Origin of the sequence: Pedobacter cryoconitis (assembly GCF_003259615.1) — a bacterium.
Classification (GTDB): domain Bacteria; phylum Bacteroidota; class Bacteroidia; order Sphingobacteriales; family Sphingobacteriaceae; genus Pedobacter; species Pedobacter cryoconitis.
The window spans coordinates 16,613-30,720 of the sequence record NZ_QLLR01000016.1 but is presented as its reverse complement, the minus strand read 5'-3'; the positions used below and the strand labels follow the sequence as shown (position 1 = coordinate 30,720).

At 38.1% G+C, this 14,108-nt stretch carries 16 protein-coding genes; 12 read left to right on the top strand and 4 right to left on the bottom strand.

What is annotated here, in order from left to right; genetic code table 11:
* Nucleotide 1 precedes the first annotated feature (1 nt).
* From LY11_RS15290 to LY11_RS15280, 3 genes are all read left to right on the top strand, one after another.
* Nucleotides 2-1,351 carry a Gfo/Idh/MocA family protein gene (locus LY11_RS15290; protein ID WP_111634537.1) on the top strand — a complete coding sequence of 450 codons (1,350 nt, stop codon included), beginning with the start codon at nucleotides 2-4 and terminating at the stop codon, nucleotides 1,349-1,351.
* Nucleotides 1,352-1,386: 35 nt separating this feature from the next.
* Nucleotides 1,387-2,232, top strand: a complete 846-nt coding sequence (locus LY11_RS15285) for an endo alpha-1,4 polygalactosaminidase (RefSeq protein ID WP_111634536.1) — start codon at nucleotides 1,387-1,389, stop codon at nucleotides 2,230-2,232.
* A gap of 144 nt (nucleotides 2,233-2,376) precedes the next feature.
* Nucleotides 2,377-2,883, top strand: a complete 507-nt coding sequence (locus LY11_RS15280; RefSeq protein ID WP_111634535.1) for a PPC domain-containing DNA-binding protein — start codon at nucleotides 2,377-2,379, stop codon at nucleotides 2,881-2,883.
* Nucleotides 2,884-2,887: 4 nt separating this feature from the next.
* On the opposite strand, the gene LY11_RS15275 is transcribed toward LY11_RS15280, so the two are convergent.
* A complete protein-coding gene (locus LY11_RS15275; RefSeq protein ID WP_245952790.1) occupies nucleotides 2,888-3,064 on the bottom strand; it encodes a DUF1348 family protein in 177 nt (58 codons plus the stop codon).
* A gap of 102 nt (nucleotides 3,065-3,166) precedes the next feature.
* Here LY11_RS15275 and LY11_RS15270 point away from each other — a divergent pair, with 102 nt between their 5' ends.
* From LY11_RS15270 to LY11_RS15245, 8 genes are all read left to right on the top strand, one after another.
* A complete protein-coding gene (locus LY11_RS15270; protein WP_111634534.1) occupies nucleotides 3,167-3,724 on the top strand; it encodes a TetR/AcrR family transcriptional regulator in 558 nt (185 codons plus the stop codon).
* 44 nt (nucleotides 3,725-3,768) lie between these two features.
* On the top strand, nucleotides 3,769-4,695 hold the full coding sequence (locus LY11_RS15265; protein WP_211321564.1) for an MFS transporter: 927 nt from the start codon (nucleotides 3,769-3,771) through the stop codon (nucleotides 4,693-4,695).
* Entirely contained in the window at nucleotides 4,692-4,943 is a 252-nt protein-coding gene (locus LY11_RS26920) for a hypothetical protein (protein WP_211321563.1), read from the top strand. The genes LY11_RS15265 and LY11_RS26920 overlap by 4 nt, the downstream gene beginning before the upstream one ends.
* Before the next feature lie 424 nt (nucleotides 4,944-5,367).
* The gene (locus LY11_RS15260; protein WP_111634533.1) at nucleotides 5,368-5,937 is read left to right on the top strand and encodes an adenylate kinase; all 570 of its coding nucleotides are present in this window, start codon (nucleotides 5,368-5,370) and stop codon (nucleotides 5,935-5,937) included.
* Nucleotides 5,938-6,014: 77 nt separating this feature from the next.
* Entirely contained in the window at nucleotides 6,015-7,037 is a 1,023-nt protein-coding gene (gene obgE / locus LY11_RS15255; protein WP_068406814.1) for a GTPase ObgE, read from the top strand.
* 180 nt (nucleotides 7,038-7,217) lie between these two features.
* Nucleotides 7,218-7,352: a hypothetical protein gene (locus tag LY11_RS27185; RefSeq protein ID WP_262510930.1), complete on the top strand. Its 135-nt coding sequence runs from the start codon at nucleotides 7,218-7,220 to the stop codon at nucleotides 7,350-7,352.
* A 171-nt stretch (nucleotides 7,353-7,523) separates the two neighbouring features.
* Nucleotides 7,524-9,062 (top strand): SulP family inorganic anion transporter, encoded by a 1,539-nt coding sequence (locus LY11_RS15250; RefSeq protein ID WP_111634532.1) that lies wholly within the window; start codon nucleotides 7,524-7,526, stop codon nucleotides 9,060-9,062.
* Between the two features lie 20 nt (nucleotides 9,063-9,082).
* Entirely contained in the window at nucleotides 9,083-9,997 is a 915-nt protein-coding gene (locus LY11_RS15245) for a bestrophin family protein (protein ID WP_111634531.1), read from the top strand.
* Between the two features lie 431 nt (nucleotides 9,998-10,428).
* On the opposite strand, the gene LY11_RS15240 is transcribed toward LY11_RS15245, so the two are convergent.
* The 3 genes from LY11_RS15240 to LY11_RS15230 form a co-directional block, all read right to left on the bottom strand.
* Nucleotides 10,429-10,881 carry a nuclear transport factor 2 family protein gene (locus tag LY11_RS15240; protein ID WP_245952789.1) on the bottom strand — a complete coding sequence of 151 codons (453 nt, stop codon included), beginning with the start codon at nucleotides 10,879-10,881 and terminating at the stop codon, nucleotides 10,429-10,431.
* Nucleotides 10,882-11,012: 131 nt separating this feature from the next.
* Nucleotides 11,013-11,771 (bottom strand): type I methionyl aminopeptidase, encoded by a 759-nt coding sequence (gene map / locus LY11_RS15235; protein ID WP_111634530.1) that lies wholly within the window; start codon nucleotides 11,769-11,771, stop codon nucleotides 11,013-11,015.
* 105 nt (nucleotides 11,772-11,876) lie between these two features.
* The gene (locus LY11_RS15230; protein ID WP_111634529.1) at nucleotides 11,877-12,563 is read right to left on the bottom strand and encodes a S24 family peptidase; all 687 of its coding nucleotides are present in this window, start codon (nucleotides 12,561-12,563) and stop codon (nucleotides 11,877-11,879) included.
* Between the two features lie 276 nt (nucleotides 12,564-12,839).
* Here LY11_RS15230 and kbl point away from each other — a divergent pair, with 276 nt between their 5' ends.
* Nucleotides 12,840-14,030: a glycine C-acetyltransferase gene (gene kbl / locus LY11_RS15225; protein WP_111634528.1), complete on the top strand. Its 1,191-nt coding sequence runs from the start codon at nucleotides 12,840-12,842 to the stop codon at nucleotides 14,028-14,030.
* Nucleotides 14,031-14,108: the final 78 nt, after the last annotated feature.

Here is a 14,108-nt window from a genome sequence, read left to right as displayed (position 1 = left end):
CATGGATAGAAGACATTTTTGTGCCAACGGATTAGTTGGATTGGCGGGACTTACTTTAATGCCCTCCGGAGTATTATTTGCGAATGCAAAAGACAAAATCAGATTAGGTTATATCGGTGTGGGCTTAAGGGGCAGGAACCATATCAGTGAAGGGCTTCTTCGTTCTGATGTGGAAATCACTGCAATATGTGATACACAGGAGAGTTCTTTAAAATACTGCCGTGCACAGTTTGTAAAGGCGGGCAAGAAACTTCCTGCAGAATATACCGGAGGAATTGATGCCTATAAAAAACTACTGGAACGAAAAGATATAGACGCGGTGATCATTGCAACACCATGGGAGTTTCATAAAGAACAGGCCATTGATTCAATGAGAGCTGGAAAATATGTGGGTTGTGAAGTGATTGCGGGTATTACGGTAGAAGACCACTGGGAGATCTTAAAAGTTTATGAAGAGACAAAAATCCCTTACATGACGCTGGAAAATGTTTGTTACCGCCGGGATGTACTCGCTGTATTAAACATGGTCCGGAATAATGTTTTCGGAGAGCTGATACATTTAGAAGGGGGATACCAACATGATCTCAGAGGTGTTTTGTTTAATGATGGAAAATCTTTTGACGCAAAGGGCGGGGAGTTTGGGCCAGACACAGTTGGAGAAGCCCAATGGCGTACACAATGGAACGCAGACCGGAATGGAGATATTTATCCCACGCATGGTGCTGGCCCGATTATGAACTATATCAATATTAATAGAGGAAATCAGTTTACAAACCTGGTTTCGTTTGCCTCCAAATCGAGGGGGTTGCACCAGTATATAGAGAAAGCATCTCCTGGAAGTAAAAATCTTGCTGTAAAATTCAAAAATGGTGATTTGGTGACCACTATGCTGAACTGTGCAAACGGAGAAACGGTCACTTTAACACATGATACTCATTTACCCAGACCCTATTCTTTAGGGTTCAGAGTACAGGGAACTCAGGGTTTATGGATGGATGTTGCAGATTCGATCTACATAGAGGACAAGTCTAAAACTTATGACGAATGGGATAAAGCGAAAGTATGGCTGGATAAATATGACCATCCATTATGGAAAAAATATGAACATCAGGCCGATGGAGCAGGTCATGGTGGTATGGATTGGTTTGTGTTTAATGCTTTTGTAGAGTCTGTTAAACAGCGGAAGCAGACACCGATAGATATTTATGATTCATTAACGATGAGCGTCATTACCCCGCTTTCCGAAAAGTCAATACAAGAAGGGAATATGCCACAACAGTTTCCTGATTTTACTAAAGGCAAGTGGAAAGATTCCAAAAATACATTTGCACTGGACAACAGTGACTTTTAATCCATGTTTAAAAATCTAACCTTTAAAAATAAATTATGAAAAACACGATTCTAGTATCAATTCTGATTCTTTCTTTGACTGCCTGTCAAAAAGAAAGTAAGGATAATAGCGACAATAATGTTGCAGATGGTAATCAAAATGAAGCCAGTAAAGTATCCTGGTGGCAACCCAAAGCAGGTGTAACATTTGACTGGTGTCTGGATGACCTGAAAAACAGTGATACATTTACAGCAGAAGTAGTCGATGTAGATGCGTTTACGACGACAGCTCAGCAGGTAGCGGCGCTGCATGCCCAGGGGAAAAAGGTGATTGCATACATTTCTGCAGGAACAATTGAAGACGACAGACCAGATATTAACCTGCTTCCAAAAGAAGTTATTGGCCAGGTGTATCCAGAGTGGCCAAAGGAGCGCTGGCTTGATATCAGGCAACGGGAAAAACTAAGGCCATGGCTTAATTCCCGGATTGATAGAATTATCAGTAAAGGATTTGATGCCATAGAGCCAGATAACCTGGATAGTTACAGCAATGAAACCGGGTTTGATATTAGTATTAATGATACTAAATTATATTGCGACTTTTTGATTAAACTGGCTCATGATAAAGGTCTGGGCATTGGCCAGAAAAATGTACCTGAGCTGTCTGCAGAATACAGTAAGAAATTTGATTGGGTATTGACTGAAGATGCTTTTGATCAAAAATGGGAGAATGATGTAAAACCTTATATTACACAAAATAAGCCTGTATTTGCAGTTGAGTATACTGATAACATGTCACAAAGTTCCTTTCAGAATAATGTATGTCCCAAAGCTCAGAATTTAAAATACTCCGCTATTCTTAAGAAAAGAGATCTCGATAAATGGGTTTACAAATGTAAATAGGTATAATCTGGTGTTTTCTATCGAAAGCACCAGATTACCTTTTTTATGCTACAGCAATGATTGCCCTTATTAGCTCAATGAGGTTTAGCTATCAGCTAACTGATTTTGACAACTTTGATCTTTAGGGTATTTTTGAAAAAAAAGATGAAAAATACTTTAAAAGTTTTGTGCATATTAATTTTACTCCTGGGATTTACAGATGTAACCTTTGCTCAGAAAGCAGAATCGCATAAGCGCTATGCTAAAGTACCGGCTGGTTATCTTCTGGTACTTCAAAAAGGAGATAATATTGTCGAACAATTGGAGGCATTTGCTAAAGATGAAAAGATACTTTCTGCAAATTTTACAGGTATGGGATTTGTCAATGTAGTATTTGGATTTTTCGATTCAAAAGCAAAAAAATTTAATCCCAGTGAATTCAAAGATGTTGAACTTGCAAGTATGAACGGTTCCATTGCCTGGCAGAAAGGAAAACCAAGTATCCATCTGCATGGAGTTGTTGCTGGAAATGATTTTCTGGCTTATGGCGGACATATCTTGTCCGGTACTGTAGGGACCGGCTCACTGGAGATTATGGTGATTACGCATGACAAGAAATTTGAACGTGTTTTTGATGAGGATTTGGGCGCTAATATATTGAGGTTAGAATAGTTTTCTATCTTCCTCCTGATTTTGAATATTGTTGATAGAAGCGAATCTCTTTTGCATCAGGCCACACTTCCTCACGTCCATTTATAAATTGATCGCACTTTCTCCATTCAGTATCCAGTGTATATACCTGGCATACCCGTTCAGGCTCTTTATTATTCGTAATTAAGAAGACTCGCCTCAATGCTCACAAAAATATAAACTATTGGTATAGGAATAAAATGTATTAAAAATGGAATATATATTCCATTTTTAATACATTTGTAATCTCAATTGAGAATTTCCTATGAATAAAAGAGAGCAAATATTAAATGCCACATTGAAATTAATAGTTCAGAAAGGTATTGAATCAACCCCCATGTCAGAAATAGCTAAAGCGGCAGACACCGGTATGGGTGCGATATATAATTACTTCCCGAATAAGGAAGCTCTGGTAAATGAATTATATTTTTATTTAAAGACAAAAGAGTCGGCCATTATTGCCCAGGGATATGATAAAGAGCTGTCTGTTAAACAGCGGTTTGTTTATTTATGGAAGAAAATGATCACATATTTCCTGTCTGAGCCCTTGGATTTCATGTTTTTAGAACAATTCTATTATTCTCCTGCCATTAATCCGAAAGCCAAACATCATGGAAGTTTATATCTCAAAGACCTTGATGAAGTATATCTGGACGGTCAAACACAACAACTTATGAAAGATGGGGATATAAAAGAATGGATAGGCTTTACCAGTGGATCTCTCGTGTCGCTGGTTAAATTGCATCATAGTAATTATATCTCAATCCAGGAAGAAACTATCAATAAGTATATCCAGGCAGCCTGGGATGCAGTAAAAAACTAAGTCTGTCAAAAAAGGAATGTTTATTCCATTGTAAGTAATTGATCATGAAAAATAAAATAGCTTATATTGGGTGTCTCAGCCTGATCGGCATGATTACAACAGAATTTGGGGTAATTGGAATACTTCCCCAGGTCGCTGATTATTATCAGATCAGTATCGATAAAGCGGGTATGTTACTCAGTGCCTATGCCATGGTTGTAGCTTTGGCAGGCCCTTTCATGACAATGTTCGCGTCTGGTTATAACCGGAAATACCTGATGGCTTTAACCATGGCCATATTCTTATTTACCGGAGTTATATCATCCCTTGCACCTCCATTCTGGCTATTGATGCTTGTCAGAGTTTTACCGGCTTTTCTTCATCCGGTATTAGTTTCCACTGCCGTTGCAGCAGCAACCACTAACGCAGACCGGAAAGATGCCCATAAAATGATGGCCATTGTGATAGGAGGGATCGGAATTGCAACGATCACTACCGTACCATTTGCAACTTATATTGCAGGGTTTTTTAATAACTGGCAATCTTCCTTTATGGTACAGGCCGTGATTAGTTTAACTGTGCTTATAGCGATCATAGCGCTTCTTCCCTCGATGCCGGTTACAGAAAAAAAATCTTATAGTTCGCAGCTGCGGATATTAAAAAAGCCTGTTTTTATTGCCAGTTCTCTATTTGCATTTTTAATGATCGGGTCAATTTTCAGCACTTATAGTTATTTTGCTGATTACCTGAGCAAGGTCAATGGAATGGATGAACAAACAATAAGTCTGATGCTTTTACTATTTGGATTGACAGGTGTTTTAGGAAATTATATTGCAGGTAAATTATTAACGAAGAATATCACAAAGATCACTGCAATTTTTCTGATTGCATTGACGGTCGTTGCTGTGCCTATTTACTTTTCGGGCCCCATGTCTGTTGCTACAGTACTGATTATAGCGGTATGGGGATTCATTCAAACCCATGTTTTTTGACCTCCCAGGCTTATATGATAGAGACTGCACCAGAAGCACCTGAATTTGCGAATAGTATCTCCATTTCTTTTGGGAACCTTGGCATTTCAATTGGAACAGCGGTAGGCGGATTCTCTATTGCCGCTCATGGTATACACAGTACTCCGTGGGTCATGTTTGCTTTTGGCGCAGCAGCATTGGTGATGATGTTGATTAAAAGAATGCTGGAATCTCCTAAGCCACAAAATAAGCAAATATTTCAGGTCTGATAGTATATAATAAAACACAAACAATGAAGACAAACAGAGGGCTAATACACAGCAGTATTTTGAAAAAAAGTAACTATAGTAAATTAATAATTATATATTTGCAGCCTTGAAAAGATTTACAGTTAGCTGTAATAAAGAGAAGAAATTTTCTTGTTAATAGCACTGAATTCTTCTGAAGGAAAATGGTCAATCGGAACAAAAGGCTCGTCTTTTTGGCTAAGGCTGATTTATAACTTAAACCTTTTCTTGTTTGTTCAGTACAATTTGCTGAGGATATAGTCAGGGATTAATGTGATTTAAATTAACAAAAATAAATAAATTGTTTTCAGTGGTTAAATCTCCTTTTTTTAGAAGCTAATATAATCAACTGAAAAGCCTTACTGTCAATTGCGGAAAGGCTTTTAAAATTTTAAAGACAACCCAAATGCTAAATTTTGTTCTCTTTGGCCCACCGGGTGCAGGTAAAGGCACCCAATCACAAAAATTGATTGATCGTTATCAATTGATACATATTTCTACAGGTGATCTTTTCAGAGCACATATCACAAATCAAAGCCCGCTTGGTCAACAAGTAAGCGCGCTTATCGCAGACGGACAGCTTGTTCCCGATGAGATTACGATTGCTATGCTGGAAGAAGAAGTAGATAAAAATCCTGAAGCTAAGGGATTTATCTTTGACGGTTTCCCGAGAACAGTAGCTCAGGCAGCAGCATTAGATGAGTTTTTAGTGAGTAAAGGAAGTTCTATCGCAGTTGTAATTGCATTAGACGTTGACCAGGTTGAACTGACAAAACGGATTGCCGAACGTCAGAAATTAACTAACAGAGTTGACGATCATGCAGACAAATTACAAAAGCGTATTGATGAGTATTTTAGCAAAACAATTCATGTTTTGCCTTATTATGAAGCACAGAACAAGTTAAGAAAAGTGAACGGCATCGGTAAGATTGATGAAATCTTTGCTGAATTGTGCGGGGTGCTTGATAAATATTAATTAAAATAATATAATGAATAGCGGGACGGATGTAAGTTCTTCCCGCTATTTTTATTGGTAAGAAAAAATAAAAGGTTATGTCACAGGGTTCGAATTTTGTAGATTATGTTAAGATATGCTGCCGTTCAGGAAAAGGAGGGTCAGGATCTTCGCATTTACACCGTGATAAGATGACCTCAACAGGTGGTCCGGATGGTGGTGATGGTGGTAGAGGCGGACATATTATCCTGAGAGGCAACGCCCAGTTCTGGACCCTTTTACACTTAAAATACCGCAAGCACATTCTTGCTACCGATGGCGGACCTGGTTCAAGTTCTACCAGTACAGGTAAATCTGGTAAAGACGAATATCTTGATGTTCCCCTGGGGACTATCGCTAAAGATGCTGAAACCGGAGAAGATCTTTTTGAAATTACCGAAGACGGACAAACTGAAATCCTGACTGCAGGAGGCAGGGGAGGTCTTGGAAACTGGCATTTTAAAACTTCTACCTTACAAACACCACGTTTCGCACAACCTGGAGAATCAGGTACCGAACAATGGGTTGTACTTGAATTAAAAGTTTTAGCTGACGTTGGTTTAGTAGGATTTCCTAATGCTGGAAAATCTACATTACTTTCTGTGGTTTCAGCTGCTAAGCCTGAAATTGCTGACTATCCTTTTACAACGCTTGTCCCTAACCTGGGCATTGTATCTTACCGTGCGAATAAATCATTCGTGATGGCTGATATTCCAGGTATTATTGAAGGTGCATCTAAAGGAAAAGGTTTAGGATACCGTTTCTTACGTCATATTGAGCGTAACTCTGTCCTTTTATTTATGGTTCCTGCAGATACCAACAGAACGATCACAGAAGAGTACGAAATTCTTAAATCAGAATTGCTTGACTATAATCCGGAGTTAATGCAAAAACCTCATTTACTGGCGATCACTAAATCTGATATGCTGGATGATGAGCTGGTCGCAGAAATTAAGAAAGATCTTCCTGCAAATATTCCTTCAGTATTTATTTCTTCAGTTGCACAAAAAGGGCTTGTAGAGTTAAAGGATATGATTTGGCAAGCGATTGATGCTGATCAGACCTCTCCTTTACCAAAATAAATTTTCTGATTTTTGTTGAATTATTTGTTATTATTCTTAATTATTTTTAAATTAGGGTTAACAATCAGTGCCTTACCATTTGCTCTTCTAAATTCTTCCGCTTCTCATTCAGAATAGAATTTCTCCTGCAAATAATTATAGGCACAGGTTTTGCACATCTTCAATTTAAATTTTTAATGTATGGATAAGAGATCATTTTATTTCCTTTTTACTGTTGTAGCAGCTTCGATGCTTATTTTAGGAACTTACAAAATCACCAAGAAAAAAAATCACAACCCGAATACACATAATCAGGCTACTAAAGTCATTAAGTAAAACCTGCCATTTTTTAATGGCAGGTTTTACTACACGCAGCATATCGCTCTTGCAAGACAAAAAACTCATTTCTGAGCAATACAATTGTCTTCTATAATTTTTCCTGCTTTCCTTAATCTTGAAAGGCTATCGCCTGTTCATTTTAATTTTATTGATTAGCTTTGACCTATAATGATGTCAAAACTAAATCTTTTCGACTTTACCCAAAAGATTGATTATAAAGTAGAAATTCTTGCTGGTTTAACGGTCGCTATGACCATGATACCCGAATCCCTGTCCTTTGCTATTCTTGGTGGATTTCCTCCCCTGGCAGGCTTATATGCTGCCTTTATTATGGGATTGGTTACAGCTGTTTTTGGCGGCAGGCCGGGAATGGTTTCAGGAGGTGCAGGTGCTACAGTAATTGTGTTGATTGCGCTGATGAAATCTCAGGGTATAGAATATGTTTTTGCTGCGGTTGCATTGGCTGGAGTATTTCAAATATTGGTAGGGATTTTTAAGCTGGGTAAATTTATCAGGCTTGTTCCTCAGCCCGTCATGTTTGGTTTTGTAAACGGTCTGGCTATTATTATTTTTATGTCGCAGATAGAGCAGTTCAAAACTGTAGTCAATGGACATTCAGCATGGCTCTCTGGTAATCCACTTTGGATTATGCTTGGTTTGGTTGCTTTGACTATAGCTATTGTAGTTTTATTACCTAAACTTACCAAAGCTGTTCCTTCCTCACTTGTCGCTATAATTGTTGTATTTATTATCGTATTGACATTAGGTATTGACACTAAAATTGTAAGAAATATTGCTGCAGTAAGTGGTGGTTTTCCTCCTTTTCATATTCCTTCGGTTCCCTTCAATCTGCATACGCTAAGTATAATCTTTCCATTTGCACTGATTATGGCAGGTGTAGGACTAACAGAGGGGCTGCTTACACTGAACCTGGTAGATGAAATTACTGAAACAAAAGGGAACAGCAGTAAGGAATGTATCGCTCAGGGCGGGGCTAATATGCTAAACGGCTTCTTTTTTGGAATGGGCGGTTGCCCGATGATTGCCCAAACCCTGGTTAATCTTTCGGCAGGATCAAGGGCACGTTTGTCGGGTATTGTTGCTGCGCTTACTATTCTTGTCATCATTATCTGGGGAGCACCAATTATTGAAAGAGTACCTATGGCAGCACTGGTAGGGGTGATGATTATGGTTGCAATAGGCACCTTTGAATGGATGAGTTTCAGGATTATAAACAAAATGCCCAAACAGGATATTTTTGTAGGGATACTGGTTGCCGGGATTACAGTTTGGCTGCACAACCTGGCATTGGCCGTGTTGATTGGGGTAATCATTTCAGCACTCGTTTTCGCCTGGGAGAGTTCAAAACGTATGCGTGTCAATAAATATACAGATCAAAACGGGGCGGTTCATTATGAGCTATTTGGTCCTTTATTTTTCGGATCGGTGAGTACATTCAATGAACAGTTTGATATTTCTTCAGATCCGGCGCATATCATTATAGATTTTAAAGAAAGCAGAATAGCTGATATGTCGGCCATAGATGCTATTCATAAATTAACAAAAAGGTACTTTGAAGCCAACAAAACTTTGCAATTGCGACACTTAAGTGCAGATTGCAGACGTTTGTTACAAGATGCAGCCGCAGTAATTGAAGTTAATATTCTGGAAGACCCAAATTACCTCATTGCAACAGATAGAAAATAGAAAAATTAAAACCGGAACTTATGATCATCAGGAAAAAGGAAAACTGGCTAAGAATGCTTTTCATCTGGAAAGGATCTGTCTTACCTCAGATTCTCTTTCGATTATTGCTTTTGTTGCTGATCTCTATTGTCATCGTCTATTTTCGAGGCTCATTCTTTAACTATAAAATACAGTTGAATCCGGGCCCGTTCACACTTTTTGGAATTGCACTGGCTATTTTCTTTGGTTTTAGAAATAATGTGAGTTATGATCGGTTTTGGGAAGGCAGAAAATTGTGGGGTTCTTTATTGAATACTACGCGTTCCCTGACCAGGCAAGCGCAGACCCTGTCTCAAACAGCAAATACAGAGGAAGTCAACACCTTTGTCGATTTGATGATTTCATTTACTTATGCGCTGAAGCATCAATTACGTCATACAGATGCTACAAATGATATTGCTGAAATCTCGGGAGCAGGCTTAGCTGATAAATTGAAACCTGCAATATACAAACCTGCTATGTTGATTAAGGAAATGGGGTTTTGGATCAGGAAGCATAGACTAAAGGGTGATCTTGATTCTATTCTTACAGTCAGTTTTGACCAGAATTTAAGTGAACTATCAAATATTCTTGGTGGATGCGAGCGGATTGCCAGTACCCCAATCCCCTACACTTATAAAGTATTGCTCCACCGCACTGTTTACATCTACTGTTTCTTACTGCCATTTGGTTTTGTAGATAGTTTAGGCTGGATGATGCCCGTTATTGTTTCTTTTATAGCCTATACTTTTGTGGCTTTAGAAGCGGTAGCAGATGAACTGGAAGACCCTTTTGGATTAGAACCCAACGATCTTGCTTTAAACTCACTTTGCAGGATGATAGAAAATACTTTACTGGAACTTTCTGAGCGTGAACTTAAAACACCAATACCTGAAAAGGATTATATATTGAATTAGTGTCATTACGTGCTATTTCTGTATAATAATCACAATAATTGGTTTTGAGCAGCGTTTAATTCTTCGATTTCCTATAGTAATTGCAATTGGTATCAGGCTATTGTTAAAAATTGTTAATTATTAGATAGGAACTGATTGTTTTCGTGATATTTGAGTAGTAAACAGGTCATTTAGACTTCATAATCATACGAATATGTTCATAATCAGGTCAGTTAGTGGATGTTTCCCCTATAATATATAAGAAATAAGTCTTTTCTTAAACTGGCTCAATTTTTAGATAGATAATACTGTGTATCTGTTTCAGATACAGAAAAGAAAAACCCGTTCATACAGGTTTATATTTGGTTAGAAAAGGGATGTGTCTGGATGGAACATCCCTTTCTTGTTTTTGGTCTGTTCTTAATTAAACTATTACTCCCGGGAATTAGCTATTATTCCTGAGAATTATCATAATAAGTGAAATCCTTGGTAATTAACCCATTTTCAATTGTGAAGATCGTACAAATTGGCAATTCAAATTTAGAATTATCGGGTGCTGTTCCGCTTGAAACAAATTCTACAATTATATTTTTATCTCCTGAAGGATAAATATTCAATATGCTGTCTTTGACATCCGGAAACTGCTGACTTAGCTCACTATATTTTTTTACAGTCTGTTCTCTTTTTTGTGTTACAACTCCTTTTCCTAAAGAGGGGTCTTTGAACAATGCAGTTTCAGCATATATATCGGCCATTTTTACCCAGTCATGCTTATTGAAATGTTCAAAATAAACTCTTACAAGTTTTTCATTGTTAATGGGCTCCATATTTTTATGATTTGCACTGTGACAGGAAATTAATGTGAATGTTGTTAAGAAAACCAGGATGACATGTTTCGCTACCATAAGCCCTTGTATGAGATTGATAAGAGTAATTTTATTTTAGTGCCATTAATTTAGTTAATTAATACTGAATTTCACAAAAAAAAGAGGGGCACCCCTGCTGAAGTGCCCCTCTTTTCTCCTGAATAATTTAATTATATTTTATTAGCGCTGGTCAGAATTTCAGGGACCCCATCAGTTACTAATATCGTATGCTCATGCTGCGCTACAAAGCCGCCTTTATTTCCTTTTAATGTCCAGCCGTCTGCCTGCTCAATAGCCATGTTGGAGGTTGTGGCGATAAAAGTTTCTATAGCTACCGTTGAGTTTTTCTTAAACCTCTGGGTATTGTATTTATCGTAGCAGTTCAAAATGCAGTCCGGAGATTCATGCAGACTACGGCCAACACCATGACCAGCTAAATTACGGATTACAGTAAAACCATGTTTCCTTGCCTCAGTTTCTATCAACCTGCCAATATCGGCAATCTTAACCCCACCTTTAATCTTGCTGATTGCTTTATAAAGGATGTCTTTCGAAGCATCCACTAATGGCTGATGATTATTTATATCGTCTCCCAATACAAAAGAACCTCCATTGTCTGCCCAAAACCCATTCAGTTCAGCTGAGACATCTATATTAACCAGGTCGCCATCTGCAAGTATCTTTTCCTCAGAAGGAATACCATGCGCAGCCTCGTTATTAATACTGATACAAGTCCATCCCGGAAATCCATAAGTTAGTTTTGGAGCGGACTTCGCGCCATAACCAGCTAGTATTTTTCCTCCGAATTCATCCAGTTCTTTAGTTGATATGCCGGGTTGAGCGAATTCACGCATTTGTCTGAGTGTGTTTGCAACAGCATCACTTACCCGCTGCATCCCTAATAATTCATCTGCTGATGTGATTGACATATAGTCTTTTTTTTAGTTAAAAATATACAGACAAAGATACAATAATTCTCTGCGAACGGTTGGGAGACAACTGTCCCTTAATCTCAAATACAGCCATGATTCATCCTATAGCTGATTTCTGGTAATCTTCCCTTTGACAATGAATAACCGGTTAATCGACTGCTTATCCAGAATCGTATCTCCTTTATAGTCTGTGTTCGCTGCGCGCAGTACAATCTTACCCGGAATAGCGTGCTCAAACAGTAATTTTACAGTTGTAATATTGTTCGCACTTTCGTCTGCCATGATCAAATAGGCTTCTCCCCATTGGATAATGTCTTTGTTCACAACCTCTCTGATGGCTATTATTTCCCCGCTTGAATACTTTGGGTACATACTGTCTCCATAGACCGGAAGATAAGCATCACAATCATTAAAAGGACGGAAGTTCACATAATATTCGGGCTTCTCCTTTAAAAAATTAAGTTCCCCGGAGGCAAAATCTGAAGGATTTACATTAATAAAAGGAACACCTTCTTCTGGTGCTGTGTTTAAGCTATTGGTTTCTTTAAGCAGTTCGTCTATTGAATATATTTTCCCCACACCAGTGGCCAGCCAGTTTTCATTGATATGATAATGTTTTATCACATCCTCTGACAGCCTTTTACCTATCATTCTCGAGCCATTTTCTATAGGCGAGAAGTTGTTTACGTGTTTAGCTATCGGGCTATAGAATTCCTGAAGCGTCATTTTCTTTGCTAACCGGATTTCTTTCAATCTGGGTCCGAAATATTGTCTTTGATTATCAGTCATTTATCTAATTGGGATAATTAATTGTTAATTTAATGCAGATTATAAAGTTAAGCTAAATTATCCTTACTTTATAATTTATTGCAAGATACGAAATAAAATTCTTTTAAAGTATGCTGCCTGAATTATTATTCGGACATTCTTAAGAATTAGTGTCCGAAATAACCATTAAGCCTGATCAATTGGAAATTTAATTAGTGATTATAGGAGAAGGCTAAAATTAAAAGGCTTCTAAATTGATATTTTTATAACTTTGGAAGCATCAAATAACTAGCATATATGTATAAAACACTGCAACCTGTTCTTCAACAGGAATTAGAACAAATAGAAAAAGACGGATTATACAAACGGGAAAGAGTAATCATCACACCTCAGGGAGCTGATATCAAAGTAAGTACTGGTCAGGAAGTGGTGAATTTTTGCGCTAATAACTACCTGGGCTTGTCTTCAGATCCAAGAGTAACTGCTGCTGCGAAAGCTGCAATTGATAAATATGGTTATGGAATGTCATCTGTCCGCTTTATCTGTGGAACTCAGGATGTACATAAAGAATTAGAGCAAAAACTATCTGAATTCTTGGGTACAGAAGATACTATACTATATGCAGCAGCCTTTGATGCCAATGGAGGAGTATTTGAACCCTTGTTCAACGATCAGGATGCCATTATCTCTGACGAACTGAACCACGCTTCTATCATTGACGGTGTACGTTTGTGTAAAGCAAAACGTTTCCGTTATAAACATAGCGATATGGCAGACCTGGAAGAGCAGCTTAAAGCAGCAGCTTCCTGCCGTCACCGTATTATCGTTACAGACGGCGCATTCTCTATGGATGGAACCATTGCACAATTGGATAAAATCTGTGATTTAGCAGATAAATATGAAGCACTGGTTATGATTGATGAATCTCACTGTTCCGGATTTATGGGGAAAACAGGCAGAGGAACACATGAACACTGTGGCGTAATTGATAGAATTGATATTATTACAGGTACTTTAGGTAAAGCACTAGGTGGTGCTTCCGGCGGTTTTACAGCAGGGAAAAAAGAAATTATTGACATGCTTCGTCAGCGTTCAAGACCTTATTTATTCTCTAATACACTGGCTCCTGCAATTGCCGGTGCTTCAGTTGCCGTATTGGAACTCTTAAATGAAAGTACAGCACTAAGAGATAAATTAGAACACAATACACTTTATTTCCGTCAGGAAATGACAGCAGCCGGATTTGATATTAAAGAAGGTATTCACCCGATTGTGCCGGTGATGTTATACGACGCTAAACTTGCACAGGAATTTGCAGCAAAAATGCTGGAAGAAGGTATTTATGTGATTGGATTCTATTATCCTGTTGTTCCTCAGGGGAAAGCACGTATCAGAGTACAGCTTTCTGCAGGTCATGAACAACATCATTTAGATAAAGCTATCGCCGCTTTCATTAAAGTAGGAAAAGAATTGAAAGTAATCTCTTAAGTCTATTCTATATAAACTAAAGACCAGCCGCCATTCCCTCAGCAGGAATGGCGGTTTCTTGTTTTAACGTCAAAAATA

Bases quoted from the DNA above. Each gene is read 5' to 3' on its own strand.
- LY11_RS15290 (WP_111634537.1), top strand. From the start codon at position 2: ATGGATAGAAGACATTTTTGTGCCAACGGATTAGTTGGATTGGCGGGA.
- LY11_RS15285 (WP_111634536.1), top strand. From the start codon at position 1,387: ATGAAAAACACGATTCTAGTATCAATTCTGATTCTTTCTTTGACTGCC.
- LY11_RS15280 (WP_111634535.1), top strand. From the start codon at position 2,377: ATGAAAAATACTTTAAAAGTTTTGTGCATATTAATTTTACTCCTGGGA.
- LY11_RS15270 (WP_111634534.1), top strand. From the start codon at position 3,167: ATGAATAAAAGAGAGCAAATATTAAATGCCACATTGAAATTAATAGTT.
- LY11_RS15265 (WP_211321564.1), top strand. From the start codon at position 3,769: ATGAAAAATAAAATAGCTTATATTGGGTGTCTCAGCCTGATCGGCATG.
- LY11_RS15260 (WP_111634533.1), top strand. From the start codon at position 5,368: ATGCTAAATTTTGTTCTCTTTGGCCCACCGGGTGCAGGTAAAGGCACC.
- obgE (WP_068406814.1), top strand. From the start codon at position 6,015: ATGTCACAGGGTTCGAATTTTGTAGATTATGTTAAGATATGCTGCCGT.
- LY11_RS27185 (WP_262510930.1), top strand. From the start codon at position 7,218: ATGGATAAGAGATCATTTTATTTCCTTTTTACTGTTGTAGCAGCTTCG.
- LY11_RS15250 (WP_111634532.1), top strand. From the start codon at position 7,524: ATGATGTCAAAACTAAATCTTTTCGACTTTACCCAAAAGATTGATTAT.
- LY11_RS15245 (WP_111634531.1), top strand. From the start codon at position 9,083: ATGATCATCAGGAAAAAGGAAAACTGGCTAAGAATGCTTTTCATCTGG.
- LY11_RS15240 (WP_245952789.1), bottom strand. From the start codon at position 10,881: ATGGTAGCGAAACATGTCATCCTGGTTTTCTTAACAACATTCACATTA.
- map (WP_111634530.1), bottom strand. From the start codon at position 11,771: ATGTCAATCACATCAGCAGATGAATTATTAGGGATGCAGCGGGTAAGT.
- LY11_RS15230 (WP_111634529.1), bottom strand. From the start codon at position 12,563: ATGACTGATAATCAAAGACAATATTTCGGACCCAGATTGAAAGAAATC.
- kbl (WP_111634528.1), top strand. From the start codon at position 12,840: ATGTATAAAACACTGCAACCTGTTCTTCAACAGGAATTAGAACAAATA.